This is a genomic window from Streptomyces sp. TM32, assembly GCF_004122755.1.
In the GTDB taxonomy this organism is placed as follows: Bacteria; Actinomycetota; Actinomycetes; order Streptomycetales; family Streptomycetaceae; genus Streptomyces; species Streptomyces sioyaensis.
In genome coordinates this window covers 39,202-56,770 of the sequence record NZ_SDIG01000029.1, presented here as the reverse complement: position 1 = coordinate 56,770, position 17,569 = coordinate 39,202, and the positions used below count along the sequence as shown (strand labels likewise).

18 protein-coding genes are annotated in these 17,569 nt (G+C 71.8%); 16 read left to right on the top strand and 2 right to left on the bottom strand.

All coding sequences use genetic code 11. The annotated features are described in order from the left end of the window. Nucleotides 1-109 precede the first annotated feature (109 nt). From cpaB to EST92_RS10120, 11 genes are all read left to right on the top strand, one after another. Entirely contained in the window at nt 110-826 is a 717-nt protein-coding gene (cpaB, locus tag EST92_RS10160; RefSeq protein ID WP_129280608.1) for a Flp pilus assembly protein CpaB, read from the top strand. Between the two features lie 13 nt (nt 827-839). Next, on the top strand, nt 840-2,279 hold the full coding sequence (locus EST92_RS10155; RefSeq protein ID WP_254068735.1) for an AAA family ATPase: 1,440 nt from the start codon (nt 840-842) through the stop codon (nt 2,277-2,279). Between the two features lie 3 nt (nt 2,280-2,282). After that, the gene (locus tag EST92_RS32085) at nt 2,283-2,666 is read left to right on the top strand and encodes a TadE/TadG family type IV pilus assembly protein (protein ID WP_254068733.1); all 384 of its coding nucleotides are present in this window, start codon (nt 2,283-2,285) and stop codon (nt 2,664-2,666) included. Then, nucleotides 2,663-3,328, top strand: coding sequence for a TadE/TadG family type IV pilus assembly protein (locus EST92_RS10150; protein ID WP_343283786.1), 666 nt, complete (start codon nt 2,663-2,665; stop codon nt 3,326-3,328). Before EST92_RS32085 ends, EST92_RS10150 begins: the two co-directional genes overlap by 4 nt. Then, nucleotides 3,325-4,665 (top strand): CpaF family protein, encoded by a 1,341-nt coding sequence (locus tag EST92_RS10145; RefSeq protein ID WP_129244204.1) that lies wholly within the window; start codon nt 3,325-3,327, stop codon nt 4,663-4,665. Before EST92_RS10150 ends, EST92_RS10145 begins: the two co-directional genes overlap by 4 nt. A 47-nt stretch (nt 4,666-4,712) precedes the next feature. Next, nucleotides 4,713-5,651 (top strand): type II secretion system F family protein, encoded by a 939-nt coding sequence (locus EST92_RS10140; RefSeq protein WP_129280613.1) that lies wholly within the window; start codon nt 4,713-4,715, stop codon nt 5,649-5,651. Nucleotides 5,652-5,659: 8 nt separating this feature from the next. After that, complete coding sequence (locus tag EST92_RS10135; protein WP_129244208.1) at nt 5,660-6,553, top strand: DUF5936 domain-containing protein; 894 nt, start codon at nt 5,660-5,662, stop codon at nt 6,551-6,553. 597 nt (nt 6,554-7,150) lie between these two features. Continuing rightward, nucleotides 7,151-7,315, top strand: a complete 165-nt coding sequence (locus EST92_RS31585) for a hypothetical protein (protein ID WP_006603411.1) — start codon at nt 7,151-7,153, stop codon at nt 7,313-7,315. 20 nt (nt 7,316-7,335) lie between these two features. Continuing rightward, nucleotides 7,336-8,046 carry a pilus assembly protein TadG-related protein gene (locus EST92_RS10130; RefSeq protein WP_129280607.1) on the top strand — a complete coding sequence of 237 codons (711 nt, stop codon included), beginning with the start codon at nt 7,336-7,338 and terminating at the stop codon, nt 8,044-8,046. Between the two features lie 67 nt (nt 8,047-8,113). Continuing rightward, the gene (locus EST92_RS10125) at nt 8,114-8,704 is read left to right on the top strand and encodes a hypothetical protein (protein ID WP_129280606.1); all 591 of its coding nucleotides are present in this window, start codon (nt 8,114-8,116) and stop codon (nt 8,702-8,704) included. Nucleotides 8,705-8,714: 10 nt separating this feature from the next. Further along, nucleotides 8,715-9,344, top strand: a complete 630-nt coding sequence (locus EST92_RS10120) for an OmpA family protein (RefSeq protein WP_129280605.1) — start codon at nt 8,715-8,717, stop codon at nt 9,342-9,344. A 95-nt stretch (nt 9,345-9,439) separates the two neighbouring features. Here EST92_RS10120 and EST92_RS10115 read toward each other — a convergent pair whose 3' ends face one another. Beyond that, nucleotides 9,440-9,793: a DUF192 domain-containing protein gene (locus EST92_RS10115; protein WP_129280604.1), complete on the bottom strand. Its 354-nt coding sequence runs from the start codon at nt 9,791-9,793 to the stop codon at nt 9,440-9,442. A gap of 98 nt (nt 9,794-9,891) precedes the next feature. Here EST92_RS10115 and EST92_RS10110 point away from each other — a divergent pair, with 98 nt between their 5' ends. Then, on the top strand, nt 9,892-10,629 hold the full coding sequence (locus tag EST92_RS10110) for an A24 family peptidase (RefSeq protein WP_129280603.1): 738 nt from the start codon (nt 9,892-9,894) through the stop codon (nt 10,627-10,629). 251 nt (nt 10,630-10,880) lie between these two features. On the opposite strand, the gene mgrA is transcribed toward EST92_RS10110, so the two are convergent. After that, a complete protein-coding gene (gene mgrA, locus EST92_RS10105) occupies nt 10,881-11,912 on the bottom strand; it encodes an L-glyceraldehyde 3-phosphate reductase (protein ID WP_129280602.1) in 1,032 nt (343 codons plus the stop codon). Nucleotides 11,913-12,052: 140 nt separating this feature from the next. On the opposite strand from mgrA, the gene EST92_RS10100 reads away from it, so the two are divergent. The 4 genes from EST92_RS10100 to EST92_RS10085 all read left to right on the top strand — a co-directional run bounded on the left by EST92_RS10100 (nt 12,053) and on the right by EST92_RS10085 (nt 17,495). After that, nucleotides 12,053-12,832 carry an isoprenyl transferase gene (locus tag EST92_RS10100; RefSeq protein WP_129244364.1) on the top strand — a complete coding sequence of 260 codons (780 nt, stop codon included), beginning with the start codon at nt 12,053-12,055 and terminating at the stop codon, nt 12,830-12,832. Between the two features lie 605 nt (nt 12,833-13,437). After that, nucleotides 13,438-14,760, top strand: coding sequence for a PhoH family protein (locus tag EST92_RS10095; RefSeq protein ID WP_129244221.1), 1,323 nt, complete (start codon nt 13,438-13,440; stop codon nt 14,758-14,760). A 404-nt stretch (nt 14,761-15,164) separates the two neighbouring features. Then, nucleotides 15,165-15,869 (top strand): transglycosylase SLT domain-containing protein, encoded by a 705-nt coding sequence (locus EST92_RS10090; protein ID WP_129280601.1) that lies wholly within the window; start codon nt 15,165-15,167, stop codon nt 15,867-15,869. Between the two features lie 126 nt (nt 15,870-15,995). Continuing rightward, nucleotides 15,996-17,495: an AI-2E family transporter gene (locus tag EST92_RS10085; RefSeq protein WP_129280600.1), complete on the top strand. Its 1,500-nt coding sequence runs from the start codon at nt 15,996-15,998 to the stop codon at nt 17,493-17,495. Nucleotides 17,496-17,569: the final 74 nt, after the last annotated feature.

Sequence of the window (17,569 nt, the reverse complement as noted above, 5' to 3'; positions counted from 1 at the left end):
GTCGTCATCACCGCCGACCGCGCCCAGGCCGCGGCCGTCCACCAACTGGGCTATACACTTCGCCGGTTGCCCGCCCCTGCTCCCCGTCCCCGATCGAGGTTCCTCCCCCATGAACTCACGCCAGCGCCGCGGAGCGATCCTGCTGCTCCTGTCGGTTCTCTGTGCGATCGGCGCGTTCATCGGCGTGCTGTCGGTGATCAAGAACGTCGAGTCCAAGGTCGGTCCCGAGAAGACGGCGTACCGGCTGAAGACGGATGTCGCCGCCTATAAAGCGCTGGATCCTGGGCAGTTCGAAAAGGTGACGATGCCGCAGCGATGGCTGCCGCCCACCGCCGTGACCGACCTGGACGAGGTCAGCGGCAAGATTGCCGTGACCCCGCTGAAGAAGGGGTCGCTGCTGCAGGACGACATGATCGTCGAGCGGCCCGCGCTGCAGGCCGGGCAGCAGGAGATCGCCATCATGATCGACGCCGCGACCGGAGTGGCCGGCAAGATCAATCCGGGGGCGCGGGTGAACATCTACGCCACCTTCGAGGGCAAGCGCCCCGAGGACAAGCCGGTCTCCAAGGTCATCGTGGCCGGCGCCCAGGTCATCGACGTCGGCAAGCTGACGCCCCTGGAGAGCAAGGACCCGGGCGACACCACCGCGGGCCGGCAGGCCGGCGAGGCGGTCCCGATCACCTTCGCGCTCGACACCCGGGACGCCCAACGGGTCGCCTACGCCGAGTCCTTCGCCACCCATGTGCGGCTCGCGCTGCTCGCCCCCGGCAGCGAGACCGCCATCCCGCCCGGCCAGCGCACGTACACCCTCGACGGCGACAAGTGACCCGGAGCCCCTGGTGACCATCCGCATCCTTTCGGCCATCGGCGACCCGGACGCCGCACGAGCGGTCTCCTCGCTGCTCCACCAGCTGCCGGACGCCGAGCCCGCGCCCGCGGTCGCCGACTCCGCCGCGCTCCTCGACGCGCTGGCCCGGGCCGCCGCCCAGGGGGAGGGGACACCGTCCGCCGGCGGGCCGTCGGCCGTCGAGGCGCTCCCCGAGGTCGTGGTCGTCCACGAGCGGATCGGCCCGGCGCCGGCGCTGGAGCTGATCCGGGAGGTGGCGCTGCGCTTTCCCGCCGTCGGCGTGGTGCTGATCACCGCGGACGCCGGGCCGGCGCTGTTCTCCGCGGCGATGGACGCCGGGGCCCGTGGTGTCGTCGGACTGCCGCTCGGCTACGAGGAGCTGGCCGCCCGGGTGCAGGCTGCCGCCCAGTGGGCGGCCGGCGTACGGGTGCACCTGGGGGGCGGCGCGGAGGCGGCGCCCGGGCCGGCCGGCACGCTGGTGACCGTGACGGGGGCCAAGGGCGGGGTCGGCACCACCGTCACCGCCGTGCAACTCGCCCTGGCCGCCCGGTCCGCGGGCCGCAGCGTCGCGCTGGTGGACCTGGATCTGCAGTCCGGCGATGTGGCCTCCTACCTGGACGTGCAGTTCCGCCGCTCGGTCGTCGACCTGGCCGGCATCCAGGACATCTCCGTACGGGTCCTCCAGGACGCGGTGCACGACCACCACACCGGTCTGGGACTGCTGCTGGCGCCCGAGGAGGGCGAGCGCGGCGAGGAGGTCGACGACCGGGCGGCCCGGCAGATCCTCGGCGCGCTGCGCTCCCGCTACGAGGTCGTGCTGGTCGACTGCGGCTCCCAGATGCAGTCCGCGAATGCCGCGGCCGTCGAACTCGCCGAGACGGCGCTGCTGGTGACCACCCCGGACGTGGTGGCCGTACGGGCCGCCAAGCGCCTGGTGCGGCTGTGGGACCGGCTACAGATCCGCAAGGCGGAGGACACCACGACCGTGGTCAACCGCCTCACCCGCAACACCGAGATCCAGCCGCCGCTGGTCGCCAAGGCCACCGGCACCCAGGTCGCCCGGACCCATGTACCGGCCGCCTTCAAGGAGCTCCAGCCCTGTGTGGACGCGGGCCGGATGCAGGACCTCGACAACCGGTCGACGGTCAAGCAGGCGCTGTGCGCCCTGGCCGCCGAACTCGCGTTGGTCGAGTCGCCGGCCGCCCGGCAGGGCCGCGGCAGCCACCGGGCGCGTCCGACGCTGACCGGGCGCAAGCGCAAGGCCATAGCGCCGGGGGCGGCTTCCGGTCCCGGGACCGTTCCGGGTCCGGCATCAGGGCCGGCTTCGGGGACCGGCTCGGGGTCCGGCGGCCGGTTCGCCGGCCGCCGCGGTCCCGCGGCGACGGGCGGTACGGGGCCGTTCGACCCGGCCGGTCCGTACGAGGAGGGCTGAGCGGTGCGGCGCCCGCTGGGCGGCGACGACCGGGGGCAGGTCTCCGTGGAATTCCTCGGCATGCTCCCGCTGATCCTGCTGGTCCTCGCGCTGCTGTGGCAGCTGGTGCTGGTCGGCTACGCGTACACGCTCGCCGCCCACTCCGCCGACCGGGGCGCGCGGGCCGGCACCGCCACCGAGGGCGGTGGCGACGGCGCCTGCCGTGCCGCCGCCGAGCACGAACTGCCCAGCTCCTGGCGGGGCGGTGCCAGCATCTCCTGCGGCGCCGAGGCAGGCGTGTGGAAGGCGACGGTCCACCTCACGGTCCCGGTGCTCTTCCCCGGCGCGGGCACCTTCCCGTGGCCGGCCGAGGGCTCGGCCGGCGCCGCGCAGGAGGTCCCCGGGTGAGCGCCGTACGTCTGCCCGCCCGGCTCCGTGGCCCGGCCCGGCTCCGGGGTCTCGCCCGGCTCCGTGGTCCCGGCCGCGACCGGGGCCAGGTCTCCCTCGAATTCCTCGGCTTCCTGCCGATCCTGCTGGTCGTCGGGCTGGCCGTGGTCCAGCTCGGGCTGGCGGCGTTCGTCGTCCAGCAGGCCGGTACGGGGGCCCGTGCCGCGGCCCGTACCGCCTCGATGGACGAGGCCGACCACCCGGCCGACCCGCAGGCCGCCGGCCGGGCCGCGATGAGCGACTGGGTCAAGGCGGCGATCACCGTGGGCGGCGACGGCGGCGGTGCGGTCCGCGCGACGGTGCGGGTCACCATCCCCTCGATCATCCCCGGCGTCGACGACTTCGGCACCGCCCGCCGCAGCGCCACCATGCCCCGCCCGCAGGAACCCGGCGCCCTCGGCCTCGGGCCCTGTCGTCACATTCCCGCCTGCCCCGCGGCGTCTGGCACGCACGCTCGCCGCGTTGTCGGGCTCGCCCCGATACGCCCAGTATCGGGGCGACCCTCCGCCTTGCGATCGCACGCACCAGACGCCGCGGGGCCCGCCCTTCGGGCGAACGACGGGAATGTGACGACAGGGCCCTGCGCCGCCCCGCGCACGTACGAAGGAGCAGCCCCGCGATGAGCCTGAAAGCCCGGATCGTCGCACCCGAACCGGCCGGTGAGGCGCGCGAGGACAGCCATATGGTGGCCCTCTACCGCGCCAAGCTGCTGGAGGAGATCGACCTCGCCGAGATGTCCTCGCTGGCCGCGGCCGAGCGCCGCTCGCGGCTGGAGCGCGTACTGGGCCACATCATCAGCCGCGAGGGCCCGGTGCTCTCCACCGCCGAACGCGCCCAGCTCATCCGCCGGGTGGTCGACGAGGCGCTCGGCCTCGGGGTGCTGGAGCCGCTCCTCGAAGACGCCTCGATCACCGAGATCATGGTCAACGGCCCGGACCAGGTCTACGTCGAGCGCTCCGGCCGGGTCGAGCTGCTGCCCGTCCGCTTCGCCTCGCACGAGCAGCTGATGCAGACCATCGAGCGCATCGTCTCGACCGTCAACCGCCGGGTCGACGAGTCGAATCCGATGGTCGACGCCCGGCTGCCGTCCGGCGAACGCGTCAACGTCATCATCCCGCCGCTCGCCCTGAACGGCGCCACCCTCACCATCCGCCGCTTCCCCCGCGCCTACACCCTCGCCGAACTCATCGGCATGGGCACGCTCGACGAGCAGATGCTGATGCTGCTGGCGGGGCTGGTGCGGGCCAAGTTCAACGTGGTGGTCTCCGGGGCCACGGGCGCGGGGAAGACCACGCTCCTCAACGCCCTCTCCGGCCTGATCCCCGACGGCGAGCGGATCATCACCGTCGAGGACGCCGCCGAACTCCAGCTCCAGCAGTCGCATGTGATCCGCCTGGAGTCCCGGCCGCCCAACGTGGAGGGCAAAGGCCGGATCACCATCCGCGACCTGGTCCGCAACTCCCTGCGGATGCGCCCCGACCGCATCATCGTCGGCGAGGTGCGCGGCGGCGAGACCCTCGACATGCTCCAGGCGATGTCCACCGGCCACGACGGCTCGCTCGCCACCGTCCACGCCAACAGCGCCGAGGACGCCCTGATGCGGCTGCAGACCCTGGCCTCCATGTCGGACGTCAAGATCCCCTTCGAGGCGCTGCGGGACCAGATCAACAGCGCCGTCGACTGCATCGTCCAGCTCTCCCGGCACGCCGACGGCTCCCGCCGGATCAGCGAGATCGCCCTGCTCGACTCCCGCGGCCACGAGGACTACCGGATCGCGTCGGTCTGCCGCTTCGACGCCGAACCGATGGGCGCGGACCGCATCGTGCACGGGCGGTTCCGCTACTTCCCGCTGCCGCGCCGGGTCGCCGAGCGCCTCTTCATGGCGAGCGAACCCACCCCGCCCGCCTTCGGCGTGGCGGCCACCGACGACCAACTCGCCACCCGGAAGGCCACCTCATGACCGGCTGGGCCCCGACCACTGCCGCCGGGGGGCCGACCGCGGCCTCCATGAACCCCCTCGCCCTGCTCGCCATCGGGGCCACGCTGCTGTGCGGGCTGCTGGCGATCGCCGGCGTCCGGACGTACGCGGCCGGGCGCGCCCAGCGGCAGGCCGTCGTCGACCGGCTCGCCGACGAGCGGGCGCTGCCGACGGGCGGACGCCGCCGCCGCTTCCCGTCCGTCGACCGCACCCTGCGCGCCACCCGCTTCGGCCGCCGCCTCGAACTGCGGCTGGCCGCCACCGGCCTGGACGTCACCCCCGGCGAGTTCTTCGTCGCCATGCTCGGCGCGGTGGCCGTCCTCTGGGTGGTCGCGCAGGCCACCCTCGCCCCCTTCTTCGGCCCGATCGCCGCCCTGGTCGCCGTCTGGGCGGCCTTCGCCTTCCTCAACTGGCAGCGGCAGAAGCGCATCGAGAAGTTCATCAACCAGCTGCCCGAACTCTCCCGGATCCTCGCCAACGCCACCCAGGCCGGGCTGGCGCTGCGTACGGCGCTGGGCATGGCCGCCGAGGAGCTGGAGGCGCCGGCCGGCGAGGAGCTGGCCAAGGTCTCCGACAAGCTCGCCGTCGGCCACTCCATCGACGAGGCCCTCGGCGAGCTGGCCGAACGCCTCCCCTCCCGCGAACTCGTCGTCCTGGTCACCACCCTGGTGCTCTCCAACCGGGCCGGCGGCACCGTCGTCGGCTCGCTGCGCAACCTCACCACGACCCTGGAGGAGCGCAAGGAGACCCGCCGTGAGGTCCGCACCCAGCTCTCCCAGGTCGTGGTCACCGCCTACGTCGTGCCGCTGCTCGGCATCGGCACCCTGCTGCTGATGAACCGGATCGCGCCCGGTGCCATCGACCGGATGACCTCCTCCTTCCTCGGCCAGCTCGCGGTCGTGGTGGCCTTCGCCCTCTACGGCCTCGGGTTCTTCTTCATCCGCCGCCTCTCCAAGATCGACGTCTAGGTATCGCCATGGGAATCGGAATCCTGCTGGGCCTCGCCTTCGCCCTCTCCGTCGTGGGTGTCTGCTGCGGTGTCGCGCTCTACCGCCGGGAGGCCCGGCTGCCGCCCGACCTGGCGCTGTCCCTGGAGGTCGGCGCCACCCGCACCACGGTCGTCGGGTCGGCGGTGGACCGCGCCGGGATGCGCTGGGCACCCCTGGTGCTGCGGCTGATGGGCGACCGGCGCACCGCCCGGATCCGCCGCCGGATCGATCTGGCGGGCAATCCGGGCGGGCTGACCGTCGACCGCTATGCGGCCCGCCGCGCCGTCTACGGGGCCCTCGGCTTCTTCGGCGCGCTGGTGATGTTCCTGCGCGGTCAGCCGCTGCTCGGGATCCTGATGGTGCTCTTCGGTCTCTTCTGGACCGAGGTCGGCATCTGGTCCGCGATCCGGCAGCGCCGGGACACCATCGAACGCACTCTTCCGGACTTTCTGGACGTGCTGGCCGTCGTGGTCAGCGCCGGCCTGAGCTTCCGTCAGGCCCTGGACCGGGTCGCCGAGCGCTACGAAGGCCCGTGGGCCGATGAACTCAGGATCACGCTGCGCCAGATGGACATGGGCGTCAGCCGGCGTGCGGCCTTCGAGGAACTGCGCAAACGCAACGACTCCGAACAGGTCGCCCAGTTCGTCACCGCGCTCCAGCAGGGCGAGGAGCTGGGCTCGCCGATCGTCGACACCCTGATCCAGATCGCCAACGACATGCGCCGCACCGACGCCCAGAACGCCCGGCGCCGGGCCGCCCGCGCGGTCCCCAAGGCCACCATGGTCGTCACCACCTTCATGGTCCCGGCCACGATGATCCTGCTCATCGCGGGCTTCTTCCTGGGCTCGGGCACCAACTTCGGCTCACTGGTGGGCAAGTGACCGCGGGCCGGGCCCGGGCCCCGTCGGCGCTCCTCGGCGCGGCCCTCCTCTCCCGTGACGCCTTCCGCGACTGCCGCTCCATCGGGCCGTCCTTGCGGATGCACATCTCCGCGTGGGCGGCGCCGGCCGCCCGACTCGCCGCGCCGCTGGTGTGCGCCGTCCTGCGCCGGGGCGCACTCCGGGGCGGCTGGGCCGCCGCCGGGCCCCGCGCCCGGCCGGATGAGTGTGGTTCCCGCCTCGCTTCTCTTCAACTCCTTCGCACCAGCAACGAGTTGTGTCACAGTGGGTGGGCTTACGGTTGCGCGCGCACTATGGTGCGATCGGGCCGTACGGTCCACATGGGCAGCCCACATGGGCAGGGCAACGGGCGGTGTCCCGGAGGGGGAACGGGGGTGGACGGGGTGCAATCGAGTGGCCAAAATGTGCCGTTGGATCCGCCCGCCGCATCCCCGAGCGAGGACGGGGTACGGAAGCCCTGTTCCGGGAACGCGGATCCGGCGTACTTTTCTGGTGTCACGCGCGTGCCCGAACGCGCCGGCACCACGGGGGCAGACCAGCCGGACCAGAGCGGTCCGGCCGCCCATGGAGGGGAACACGATGGCGAAGCGGTTTTTGGGGAACGACCGGGGACAGACCTCGATCGAGTACCTCGGCATCATCGCGGTGGTGGTCGCGATCGTCCTGGTCCTGTCGACCACGGACTTCGGCAGCCAGATCGCGAACGCCATCGCCAACAAGATTTCCGACGTCGTCGGTATTTAAGCCGCGCCGGCGCCACCGCCGTGAGGGCCCCCCTCACCCGCCGCGGCCGGCGCGACGCCGGGCAGGCCTTTCCCGTCTACATCGTCGTGGTCGGGGGCCTGCTCTTTCTCGCGCTCGCCTTCTTCGCCGTCGGACAGGCGGCGGCCAGCCGCAACGGTGCGCAGACCGCCGCCGACGCGGCCGCGCTCGCCGCCGGTCAGAAATACCGTGACCTGCTGACCAAGAGCCTGCTCGACGGCCTGCGCGACGGGAGTTACGCGACCGACCCGGCCGCCTGGAAGGACCTGCTGAACGGGCGCGGCGCCCCCTCCCCGGCCGCCTGCGAGAGCGCGGACTGGTTCGCCGGACGCAACGGCGCCGACCTCTCCGGCCCCGGCTGTGTCCCGGACTCCTGGCCCACCTCGTTCGCCGTCACGGTCACCACCCGCAAGGCCGTGGGGAATTCGGTCATTCCGATGACCCGCAGCACCCATGCGCAGTCCAGGGCGACGTCCGTCGTCGGCCCCCGCTGCACCCTCGCCACGCCCGCGGACGACGGCGGCGGTCCGGGAGGCGGAGGCGGCACGGACGACGAAGGGGGCACGGACGACAAGGGCGGCAAGGGCAAGGACGGCCCCGGGCACGCCCCCGTCGAACTGCTCTGCGACGGCAAGCGCTGGGCCCTCGACCCCGACCACCTCAAGGACCTCCCGGAAGCCGCCGACCTCTTCTCCGTACGCCTCGCCCATTGACCGGCCGCACCCGCACGTGACCACCGAGCCACGAAACGACCAGACGACGATCAAAGGAATCGCATCCATGAGCATTCGGCGCACCACGAAGGCCGCCAGAGGAGCGGTCGTCCTGGCCGGCGCTGTCGGCCTGGCTCTCGTCGTGGCCGGCTGCGGTGGTGGCGGCGACGGCGGCGGTGCGAAGGCGGAGGACGGCAACAAGCCGCCGGCCCGCAGCTCCGCCCCCAAGGACGGCGGCCCCGGCAGCCCGGCCGCCGACTCCGCCAAGGTGATCGGTGAGATGAAGGGGCCGGACGGCGTGGTGGTCACGCTGCACTCCGTGGTCCGGGACTCCGGCGGCTTCGTCACCGTCAACGGCACGGTCGCCAATCACGGCAACCGCCCCTTCAACGCCATCAACTGGCGCTCCAACGAGACCGAGCTGCGCTCCCGCTCCTCGATCTCCGGGGCCACCCTCGTCGACAAGGCGGGCAAGAAACGGTATCTGGTGCTGCGTGACACCAACGGCGAATGCCTGTGCACCACCGGCCTCAGCGGTCTGATGCCGGGCGCCAGCCGCCCGATCTTCGCGCAGTTCCCGGCGCCTCCCGCCAAGGTCACCGAGGTCGACTTCCAGTTGCCGACCATGCCGCCCGCCAGTGTGCAGATCACGGACTGAGCGGGCACCGATGACCGCGACCCAGATGCCCCGACGCCGCCGGGCGCCGCGCGGCGCCGTCACCGCAGCCGCCGTCGCGCTGCTGCTGGTCACGCCGCTGACCGCGCCCGCCGCCCAGGCCGACCCGCCGGGTGTGACCGAGGACTCCGCTCCGCCCGTGCACATCGACCCCAGCGACCCCGATCTGCGGATGGTCCAGGGCGCCAAGCTCGCCCCGTCCAAGGTCCTCAACATCAAGTCCATCGTCGAGAGCGACGACGGCTCCGAGCGCCGCCAGGACACCAACGACAACGTGACTTTCGCGCTCCAGGCCGAGGTCCTCTTCGACAAGGACAGCGCCGACCTGTCCTCGGACGCGGTGTCCCGGATCGAAACCATCGCCGCGGAGATCAAGAAGCAGCACGCCACCAGCCTGCGGGTGTTCGGCTTCACCGACAATCTCGGCTCGGCGAGCCACGGCCTGGTGCTGTCCAAGCGGCGCGCCACGGCGGTGCAGGAGGAGTTGGCCAAGGACCTCGGCCCGTCCGTCGGCTTCCAGATCCGCGGCTACGGCGAGCAGTACCCCATCGCCGACAACACCACCGAGGAAGGCCGCAAGAAGAACCGCCGGGTCGAGGTCAGCTTCCCGCGCGCGTCATGACGGGGGCCGGCCCGAGGGGGCAGGGCCGGGAAAGCCCTGGGCTCCGGGCCGCCGGTGCACGGCGGCGCCCGGCTGCGGTGCCCGCTCCGGCGCGCTCAGCCGGCGGGCTCGACGCCGAGCCGGAGTCCGGGCCGCAGGCCCCAGCGCGCCATCGCACCGGCCTCCGCCTCCAGGACGTGCCGCGCGCGGAGCCGGGGGCGGCCCAGCCGGCCCGGGCGCATGGTGCGGACGGCCAGCACGGTGAAGTCCCGGCTCAGATAGGCGACATCGATCGCAAACCGCATCCGGAAGGTGTGCACCCCGCTCGCCGGGGTGAGCAGCAGCGCCCCCTCGATGCCGTCGCGGCCCAGCAGACCGCGGGCACGGGCGCGGTAGGAGGCCGCGATCTCCACCGGAACGCCCCCCTGTGCGCCCACCAGCATTCCCGGACCGTTCTTCCAGCGCGCCATGCACAGCGTTCTATCAGTTCGCACGCCCCGGGGTTCGGCCCGCGAGGACCGGGGGCCTGTCCGAGGGGGCAGGGTCGGACACGCCCTAAGGTCGGCCCGTGGCACTGATGTTGATCGTTCTCGCCGCCGCCTACGGGGCCGCGGCCGGGCTGCTCCTCCCGCGGCCGGCCCACCGGATGGCCGTCGAGCCCGAGGAGGAGTGGCGTGCGGTCTGTCCCGGGGGGCACGCGATCACGGGGCCGGCCCGGGGCTGGCTGGGGCGCGGGCACTGCCGGGACTGCGGGGCGTACGGGCCGGGCGTACTGCCGACGGCGACGGTCACCGCGCTGGCGTGTGCGGCCCTGGCGGCGGCCACCGGACCACGGCCGGAACTCGTCGCCTGGCTGCTGATGGCACCGCTCGCGGTGCTGCTGACCGCCGTCGACCGACGGGTGCGGCGCCTCCCGGACGTGCTGACGCTGCCGCTGGCCGTGGTGGGCGCGGGGGCGCTGGGGCTCGCGGCCCGGCTCACGGGGGAGACCGGGGCCTGGCGGCGGGCGCTGCTGGGCGGTCTGCTGCTCGGTGCCTGCTACCTCCTGCTCTATGCCGTCAATCCCCGGGGGATCGGGCTGGGGGACGTCAAGCTGGCGGTCGGGCTGGGCGTCGCCCTTGGGTGGTACGGCTGGCGCACCCTGGTCGCCGGCGGTGCGGCCGGGGTGCTGAGCGGGGCGCTCTACGGCGCCGGGCTGCTGCTCTTCCGGCGCGGCGCGCGGGACACGGCCGTGCCGCTCGGACCTTTCATGATCTTCGGTGCGTTCTGCGGCCTGCTCCTGGGGGCCGCCGCGACCGCCGCCTGACCGCGCCGCACCCGCGCCGGAGCGCCGCCGGCACCCGCGCACGGGAGGACCGGGTCCGTACGCCTGCACACCCGCGAGCCACGCCGCGGCGCGCGCCGGTGCACACAGCACCCCGCCCGCGGGGTTATGGTGGAACCCCCCCCTCGGGCCGGTCCGTATCCCCCCCACGGACCGGCCCGCTTTTTGTTGCCCGGGCAGGCCGCAGCAGGCAGGCGGCGTGCGGAGCCCGTGGTGCACGGGCCGAGGGGTCACTACCGCCGGGCCCAGATGTTCACGCCGTCCGTCGTCCTGGCGAATTCGTCGATCTCGGCCAGCTCGGCGTCCGTGATCCGGGGGGCGTTCAGGGCCGCGATATTGGCCTCCAGCTGGGCGACGCTGCTGGCACCGATCAGCGCGGAGGTCATCCGCTCGTCGCGCAGCACCCAGCCCAGGGCGAGCTGGGCCAGCGACTGGCCGCGGCGGGCGGCGATGTCGTTCAGGCCGCGGAGCCGGCGGACCACGTCGTCGGAGAGCAGGCCCGGGTCCAGGGACTTGCCCTGGGAGGCGCGCGAGCCCTCGGGGATGCCGTGCAGATAGGTGTCCGTCAGCAGGCCCTGCGCCAGTGGCGCAAAGGAGATGCAGCCCATGCCCTCGGCTTCGAGGGTGTCCAGCAGCAGGTCGTCCTCGGTCCAACGGTTGATCATCGAGTACGAGGGCTGGTGGATCAGCGGCGGTACGCCCATGGAGCGCAGGATTCCGGCCGCCTCACGGGTCTGCTCGGCGTTGTACGAGGAGATACCGGCATAGAGCGCCTTGCCCTGCTGGACGGCGGACGCCAGCGCACCCATCGTCTCTTCCAGCGGAGTCTCGGGATCGAAGCGGTGCGAGTAGAAGATATCGACGTAATCGACGCCCATCCGCCGCAGCGACGCATCCAGCGACGAGAGGAGATATTTCCGCGAACCCCATTCGCCGTAGGGACCCGGATGCATCAGATATCCGGCCTTCGTCGAGAGAATCATCTCGTCGCGGTAGTGGCGGAAGTCCTGCGCGAAGATCTTCCCGAAGTTCAGCTCGGCGGACCCGGGCGGCGGACCGTAGTTGTTGGCCAGGTCGAAGTGGGTGACGCCCAGGTCGAAGGCGCGGCGCAGGATGGCGCGCTGGGAGCTCAGGGTGCGGTCGTCACCGAAGTTGTGCCAGAGTCCAAGGGAGATAGCGGGGAGTTTGAGTCCGCTGCGACCCGTTCGACGGTAGTTCATCGAGTCGTAGCGGGATTCCGCCGCGTGATAGTTGGTGCCAGTCATGCTCATCTCCCTATCACGTACTTGTGACCACCTGATTGGGCTGCCGAGACAGCCGAGAAGTAAAGTTGCTCCCTTGAGGCGACGGGGGTGACCGCCATTGGTACGGAGGGGTTGGACCACACATGCTGCGATCTTCCGGGATGCGCATCCCTTATCCGCCCGCACTGCGCAAACTGGTCTATCGGTTGTATGCGCGCAGGGTGGAGGGTCGCCTGGATCACACCCAGGTGCCCAAGCACATCGGCGTCATTCTGGACGGCAACCGGCGCTGGGCGCGGGCCGACGGCCGGACCACCGAGCAGGGCCACCAGGCGGGCGCGGACAAGATCAGTGAGCTGCTCGGCTGGTGCGAGGAGACCGATGTCGAGGTCGTCACGCTCTGGCTGCTGTCGACGGACAATCTCGACCGGCCCGAGGCCGAGCTGAAGCCGCTGCTGGGCATCATCGAGAACACCGTCCGTGGGCTGGCCGCCGACGGCCGCTGGCGGGTGCACCACGTCGGCAACCGCGATCTGCTGCCCACCGCCACCCAGCGGGTGCTCAAGGAGTCCGAGCAGGCCACCGCGGACAACAAGGGCGTGCTGGTGAACGTCGCGGTCGGCTACGGCGGCCGGCAGGAGATCGCCGACGCGGTGCGCTCCCTGCTGCTGGAACACGCCGCGCGTGGCACCTCCTTCGAGCAGCTCGCCGAGATCGTCGACATCGACCTGATCTCCGAGCACCTCTACACCCGCGGCCAGCCCGACCCGGACCTGGTCATCCGCACCAGCGGTGAGCAGCGGCTGTCGGGCTTCATGCTGTGGCAGAGCGCCCATTCGGAGTACTACTTCTGCGAAGTCTTCTGGCCGGCGTTCCGGAAGGTCGACTTCCTGCGCGCGCTGCGCGACTACGCGGCCCGGCACCGCCGCTACGGCTTCTAGGGCCGGTCCGACGGGTCAGGGCCGGGAAAGCCCTGGGTGCGCCGTTCCGGTGCCTGACTGACGGGAGCGCGGACTGGGCCGTTCGAGTCCTCTCTCACTTTCGTCCCGTATGACCCTTACGTCCCGCTATATCCGTAGGACGTCCCCCGCCCCGCCGGTCCCACGAACCCCCGGCGGGGCCCCTTCTGACACGGCATTCCCCTGACGTGGCCCCGTTCGTGCGCCGGCCGCCCCGGTGGGCAGGTGTCACCAAAGGTTCACCGGCCGTGCGTCATATGCCGTGGCATGGCTCCGGGCGTTCGAGGGAATATCCCTTCCAGATCGGCGTCCGGAACAAGCCATCGGGCGTCGCATCTCAGTGGACGGCATGGAGTCGTCCGCCCGGGAGGCCCTTTGCACATCACGGAGGTCCGTGCGCACCGCACGGTCGACGCGGAGGGCCGGCGCTCGGCCCGCGCAAGGTGGTCCGAGCCCGGTCCGGTCACGAGATGGCCGGGGGTCCTGGGGACGCCGTCCAGCGGTAGCTGGCGGCGCGGTCGTCCCAGGAGCACACCGCCCCGCGACGCCGTCGCACCCCGACCTCATCCGAGGGGGTTCCTCCCACCGTGGTGAACAGCAAACAGCGCCGTGACAACGACCGGCGCACCTATGTCCTCGACACCAGTGTCCTGCTGGCGGATCCAGGCGCCATGTCCCGCTTCGACGAGCACGAGGTCGTGCTGCCGGTCGTCGTGGTCACGGAACTGGAGGCCAAGAGACACCATCCGGAGCTCGGCTACTTCGCGCGGCAGGCGCTGCGTCTGCTGGACGAGTACCGGGTGCAGTTCGGGAGGCTGGACGCGCCCATCCCCATCGGGGACCTGGGTGGGACGCTCCGGGTCGAGCTGAACCACTCCGACCCGGGGATCCTGCCCGCGGGCTTCCGGCTCGGCGACAACGACTCGCGGATCCTCGCGGTGGCGCGCAATCTCCAGGCCGAGGGGTACGACGTCACGGTCGTCTCCAAGGATCTGCCGCTGCGCATCAAGGCGTCCTCGGTCGGGCTGCTGGCCGAGGAGTACCGTGCCGAGCTGGCGATCACCGACTCCGGCTGGACGGGGATGGCCGAACTGACCCTGTCCGCGGAACAGGTCGACGAGCTGTTCGCCGCCGAGACCGCCCAGGTGCCGGAAGTGTCCGAACTGCCGGTGCATACCGGACTTGTGCTGCAGTCCGAGCGCGGCAAGGCGCTCGGGCGGGTCACCTCCGACGGCGGGATCCGGCTGGTACGGGGCGACCGGGAGGCCTTCGGCATCCACGGCCGCAGCGCCGAGCAGCGGATCGCGCTGGACCTGCTGCTCGACCCGGACGTCGGGATCGTCTCGATGGGCGGGCGGGCCGGTACGGGCAAGTCGGCGCTGGCGCTGTGTGCGGGCCTGGAGGCCGTATTGGAGCGTCGGCAGCACCGCAAGGTGATGGTGTTCCGCCCGCTGTACGCCGTCGGCGGGCAGGAGCTGGGCTATCTGCCGGGCAGCGAGGCGGAGAAGATGAGCCCCTGGGCCCAGGCCGTCTTCGACACCCTGTCCGCGGTGACCACCAAGGACGTCATCGAAGAGGTGGTGGGGCGCGGCATGTTGGAGGTGCTGCCGCTGACCCACATCCGGGGGCGGTCGCTGCACGACGCGTTCGTCATCGTGGACGAGGCCCAGTCACTGGAACGGAACGTCCTTTTGACGGTTCTGTCCCGTATCGGCGCCAACTCCCGGGTGGTGCTGACCCATGACGTCGCCCAGCGCGACAACCTCCGGGTCGGGCGGTACGACGGCGTGGTGGCCGTGGTGGAGAAGCTGAAGGGGCATCCGCTGTTCGCCCACGTCACGCTGAACCGCTCGGAGCGCTCGCCGATCGCGGCGCTGGTGACCGAAATGCTGGAGGACGGCAGGATCTGACCCGTTGTGAACAGGGCGCCGCCCGGCGAAGCGAAGGAGCTTAGCCGGGCGGCGCCGCGCTGTGCACGGTTATCCGAAAATACTTGACGGTAAACGGGGTGTGAGCTTTCACACCCAGCGGGGAATTGATTCCCGGCGTGCCGTTCGGGCAGAGTCTGGGTCCTGTCAGGCCCCGCATACGGCACCCAACACCCCCAGCGGTGTAGAACGATCGAACTTCATAGCGCGTCGCCGTATGCCGCCCGAGCACCACGCGGACCCCGAGGGGGACGTACCGGGCCAGTGCCTCCCGTGACCAGCCGGTCCCACCCGCTCAACCGGGTCCGGAACAAGGGGAGACCAGCGCCAGGGGCACGATTGCGTCCGCGAGGTCACCTATGCGGGCGACGCTGGAAGGAAAACGTGTGAGCCGGATCTCGGTCCGGGGATTCGCCGTGGCATCCGCCACCGCGGTCACCACCGTCGGCGCCGTGGTCGGCGTCGCTGCAGGCAACGAGGCGCCCTCGGTCGGCAACACCGAGGCGGCCGCTGCCGACGCGACGATCGCCGACATCCCCGCAGGCGCTCAGGCACAGGTGCAGACGGCTTCCCTGACGCAGCAGGCGGACGACCAGTCCACCCAGGCGGATGCGGCAGCCCTCAAGTCTGCGCAGGAGTCGGCTCGCAAGGCCGCCGCTGAGACCGCGAAGAGCAAGAAGGACGCCGCGGACGAGGCGAAGGCCAAGAAGGACGCCGACGCCCGCAAGAAGAAGGAGCTGGCCGCGTCCCGCTCCTCCTCCCGCGGGGACCTGGGCGACCTGGTCGGCAAGAGCTCGTACACCATTGCCGAGACGCAGGCCATCGCGCGCCAGATGATGGCCGGCGACCAGTTCCAGTGCTTCAGCAACATCGTGGACCACGAGTCCGGCTGGAACTACAAGGCCACCAACGCCGGCTCGGGCGCCTACGGTCTGGTCCAGGCGCTGCCCGGCTCCAAGATGTCGTCGGCCGGCTCCGACTGGCAGACGAACCCGGCCACCCAGATCAAGTGGGGCCTGAACTACATGAACGACCGCTACGGCAGCCCCTGTGGCGCCTGGTCGTTCTGGCAGGCCAACAGCTGGTACTAGACCGGCCGGCCCACCTCCGCACCTCCGAAACCCCCGAACGCGGCAGCGTCGGGGGTTTCGTGCGTCCGGCACGGGTAACGTCGTGCCCGTCAAGGTGTGGCGTGCGGGAGGGGAAGAGGAAGGCACATGTCCAGATTGCCTCAGTGGGTCGGTGGCCTCGGCGCCGGTCTGACGCGGCTCTCGCAGCGGCTGGAGCAGCAGCGCCGGCTTGCCGAAGCCGCGGCGGTTGCCGACGACCCGGAAGAGCTGAGGCGTGCCGGGCACGCGGACGCCCCTGCGGCCGACGGCCCGGCAGACGGAGGTCCGGCGCGCGAGGGCGCGCTGGGCACGCTCACCGTTCCCCGTACCCAGCTGCCGGAAGCGACGGACGGGGTGCCGCACCCCGCGGCCGAGCTCGCGCCGTCCGCCGACCCGCCCGCACCGCCGGACACCGTTCCCCCGCCGCCCGCCTATGCCCCGGCCGTCGCGGCGCGCCCCGATCCGGTCGACGCGGTGCCGTGGGGCGTACGGGTCGCCGCCGAGGCGGGCTGGCGGCTGCTGGTGCTGGCCGCCACGCTCTGGGTGCTCGCCCGGGTCATCACCACCATCGAACTGGTCGTGCTGGCCTTCATCGCGGCGACGCTGATCACCGCACTGCTGCAGCCCACGGTGGGGTGGCTGCGCCGGCGCGGGCTGCCGCGCGGGCCGGCCACCGCGCTGACCTTCATCGGCGGGTTCGTCGTGATGGGCCTGGTCGGATGGTTCGTGGTCTGGCAGGTCCAGGACAACATCGACTCGGTGTCCAGCCGCATCCAGGAGGGCATCACCGAGCTCAAGGGCTGGCTGCTGAAGAGCCCGTTCCATGTGACCGAGTCTCAGATCAACCACATCGCCAAGAACCTCCAGGACGCGATCGGCGCCAACACCGAGGCGATCACCTCGGTCGGCCTGGAGGGCGTCACCGTCGTCCTGGAGGTCTTCACCGGCATCCTGCTGGCGATGTTCACCACGCTCTTCCTGCTCTATGACGGCCGCCGGATCTGGAACTGGCTGCTCAAGCTGGTCCCGAGCGCGGCCCGGGAGGGCGTGGCGGGCGCCGGGCCGCGGGCCTGGCGGACGCTGACCGCCTATGTGCGCGGCACGGTCGTGGTCGCCCTGATCGACGCCATTTTCATCGGCATCGGGCTGTATTTCCTCAATGTGCCGCTGGCCGTTCCGCTCGCCGTCTTCATCTTCCTGTTCGCGTTCATCCCGCTGGTCGGTGCGGTGGTCTCGGGGGCGCTGGCGTGTGTGATCGCCCTGGTGGCCAACGGGGTGTTCACCGCGCTGATGGTGCTGGCGGTCGTGCTGGCCGTGCAGCAGATCGAGGGCCATGTCCTCCAGCCGTTCATCCTGGGCCGGGCGGTGCGGGTCCACCCGCTCGCGGTGATCCTCTCGGTCGCCGCGGGCGGGCTGATCGCGGGCATCGGCGGTGCGGTCGTCGCGGTCCCGCTGGTGGCGGTCATCAATACGGCGGTCGGCTACCTCCGTTCCTACTCCAGGGAGCAGGCGCTGCGGATGTCGGTGGCTCCGCGCGGTGCCACGGCGCTCGCCCTCGCACCGACCCCGCCCCCGGCGCCGCAACCGTCCCCGGAGGGGCGGGAGTAGCCCGCCGCGCGCGCAGCACGGAACCCCGCAGACCTGACGTCTGCGGGGTTCCGTGCTGCGTGTGTCGCGCGCGG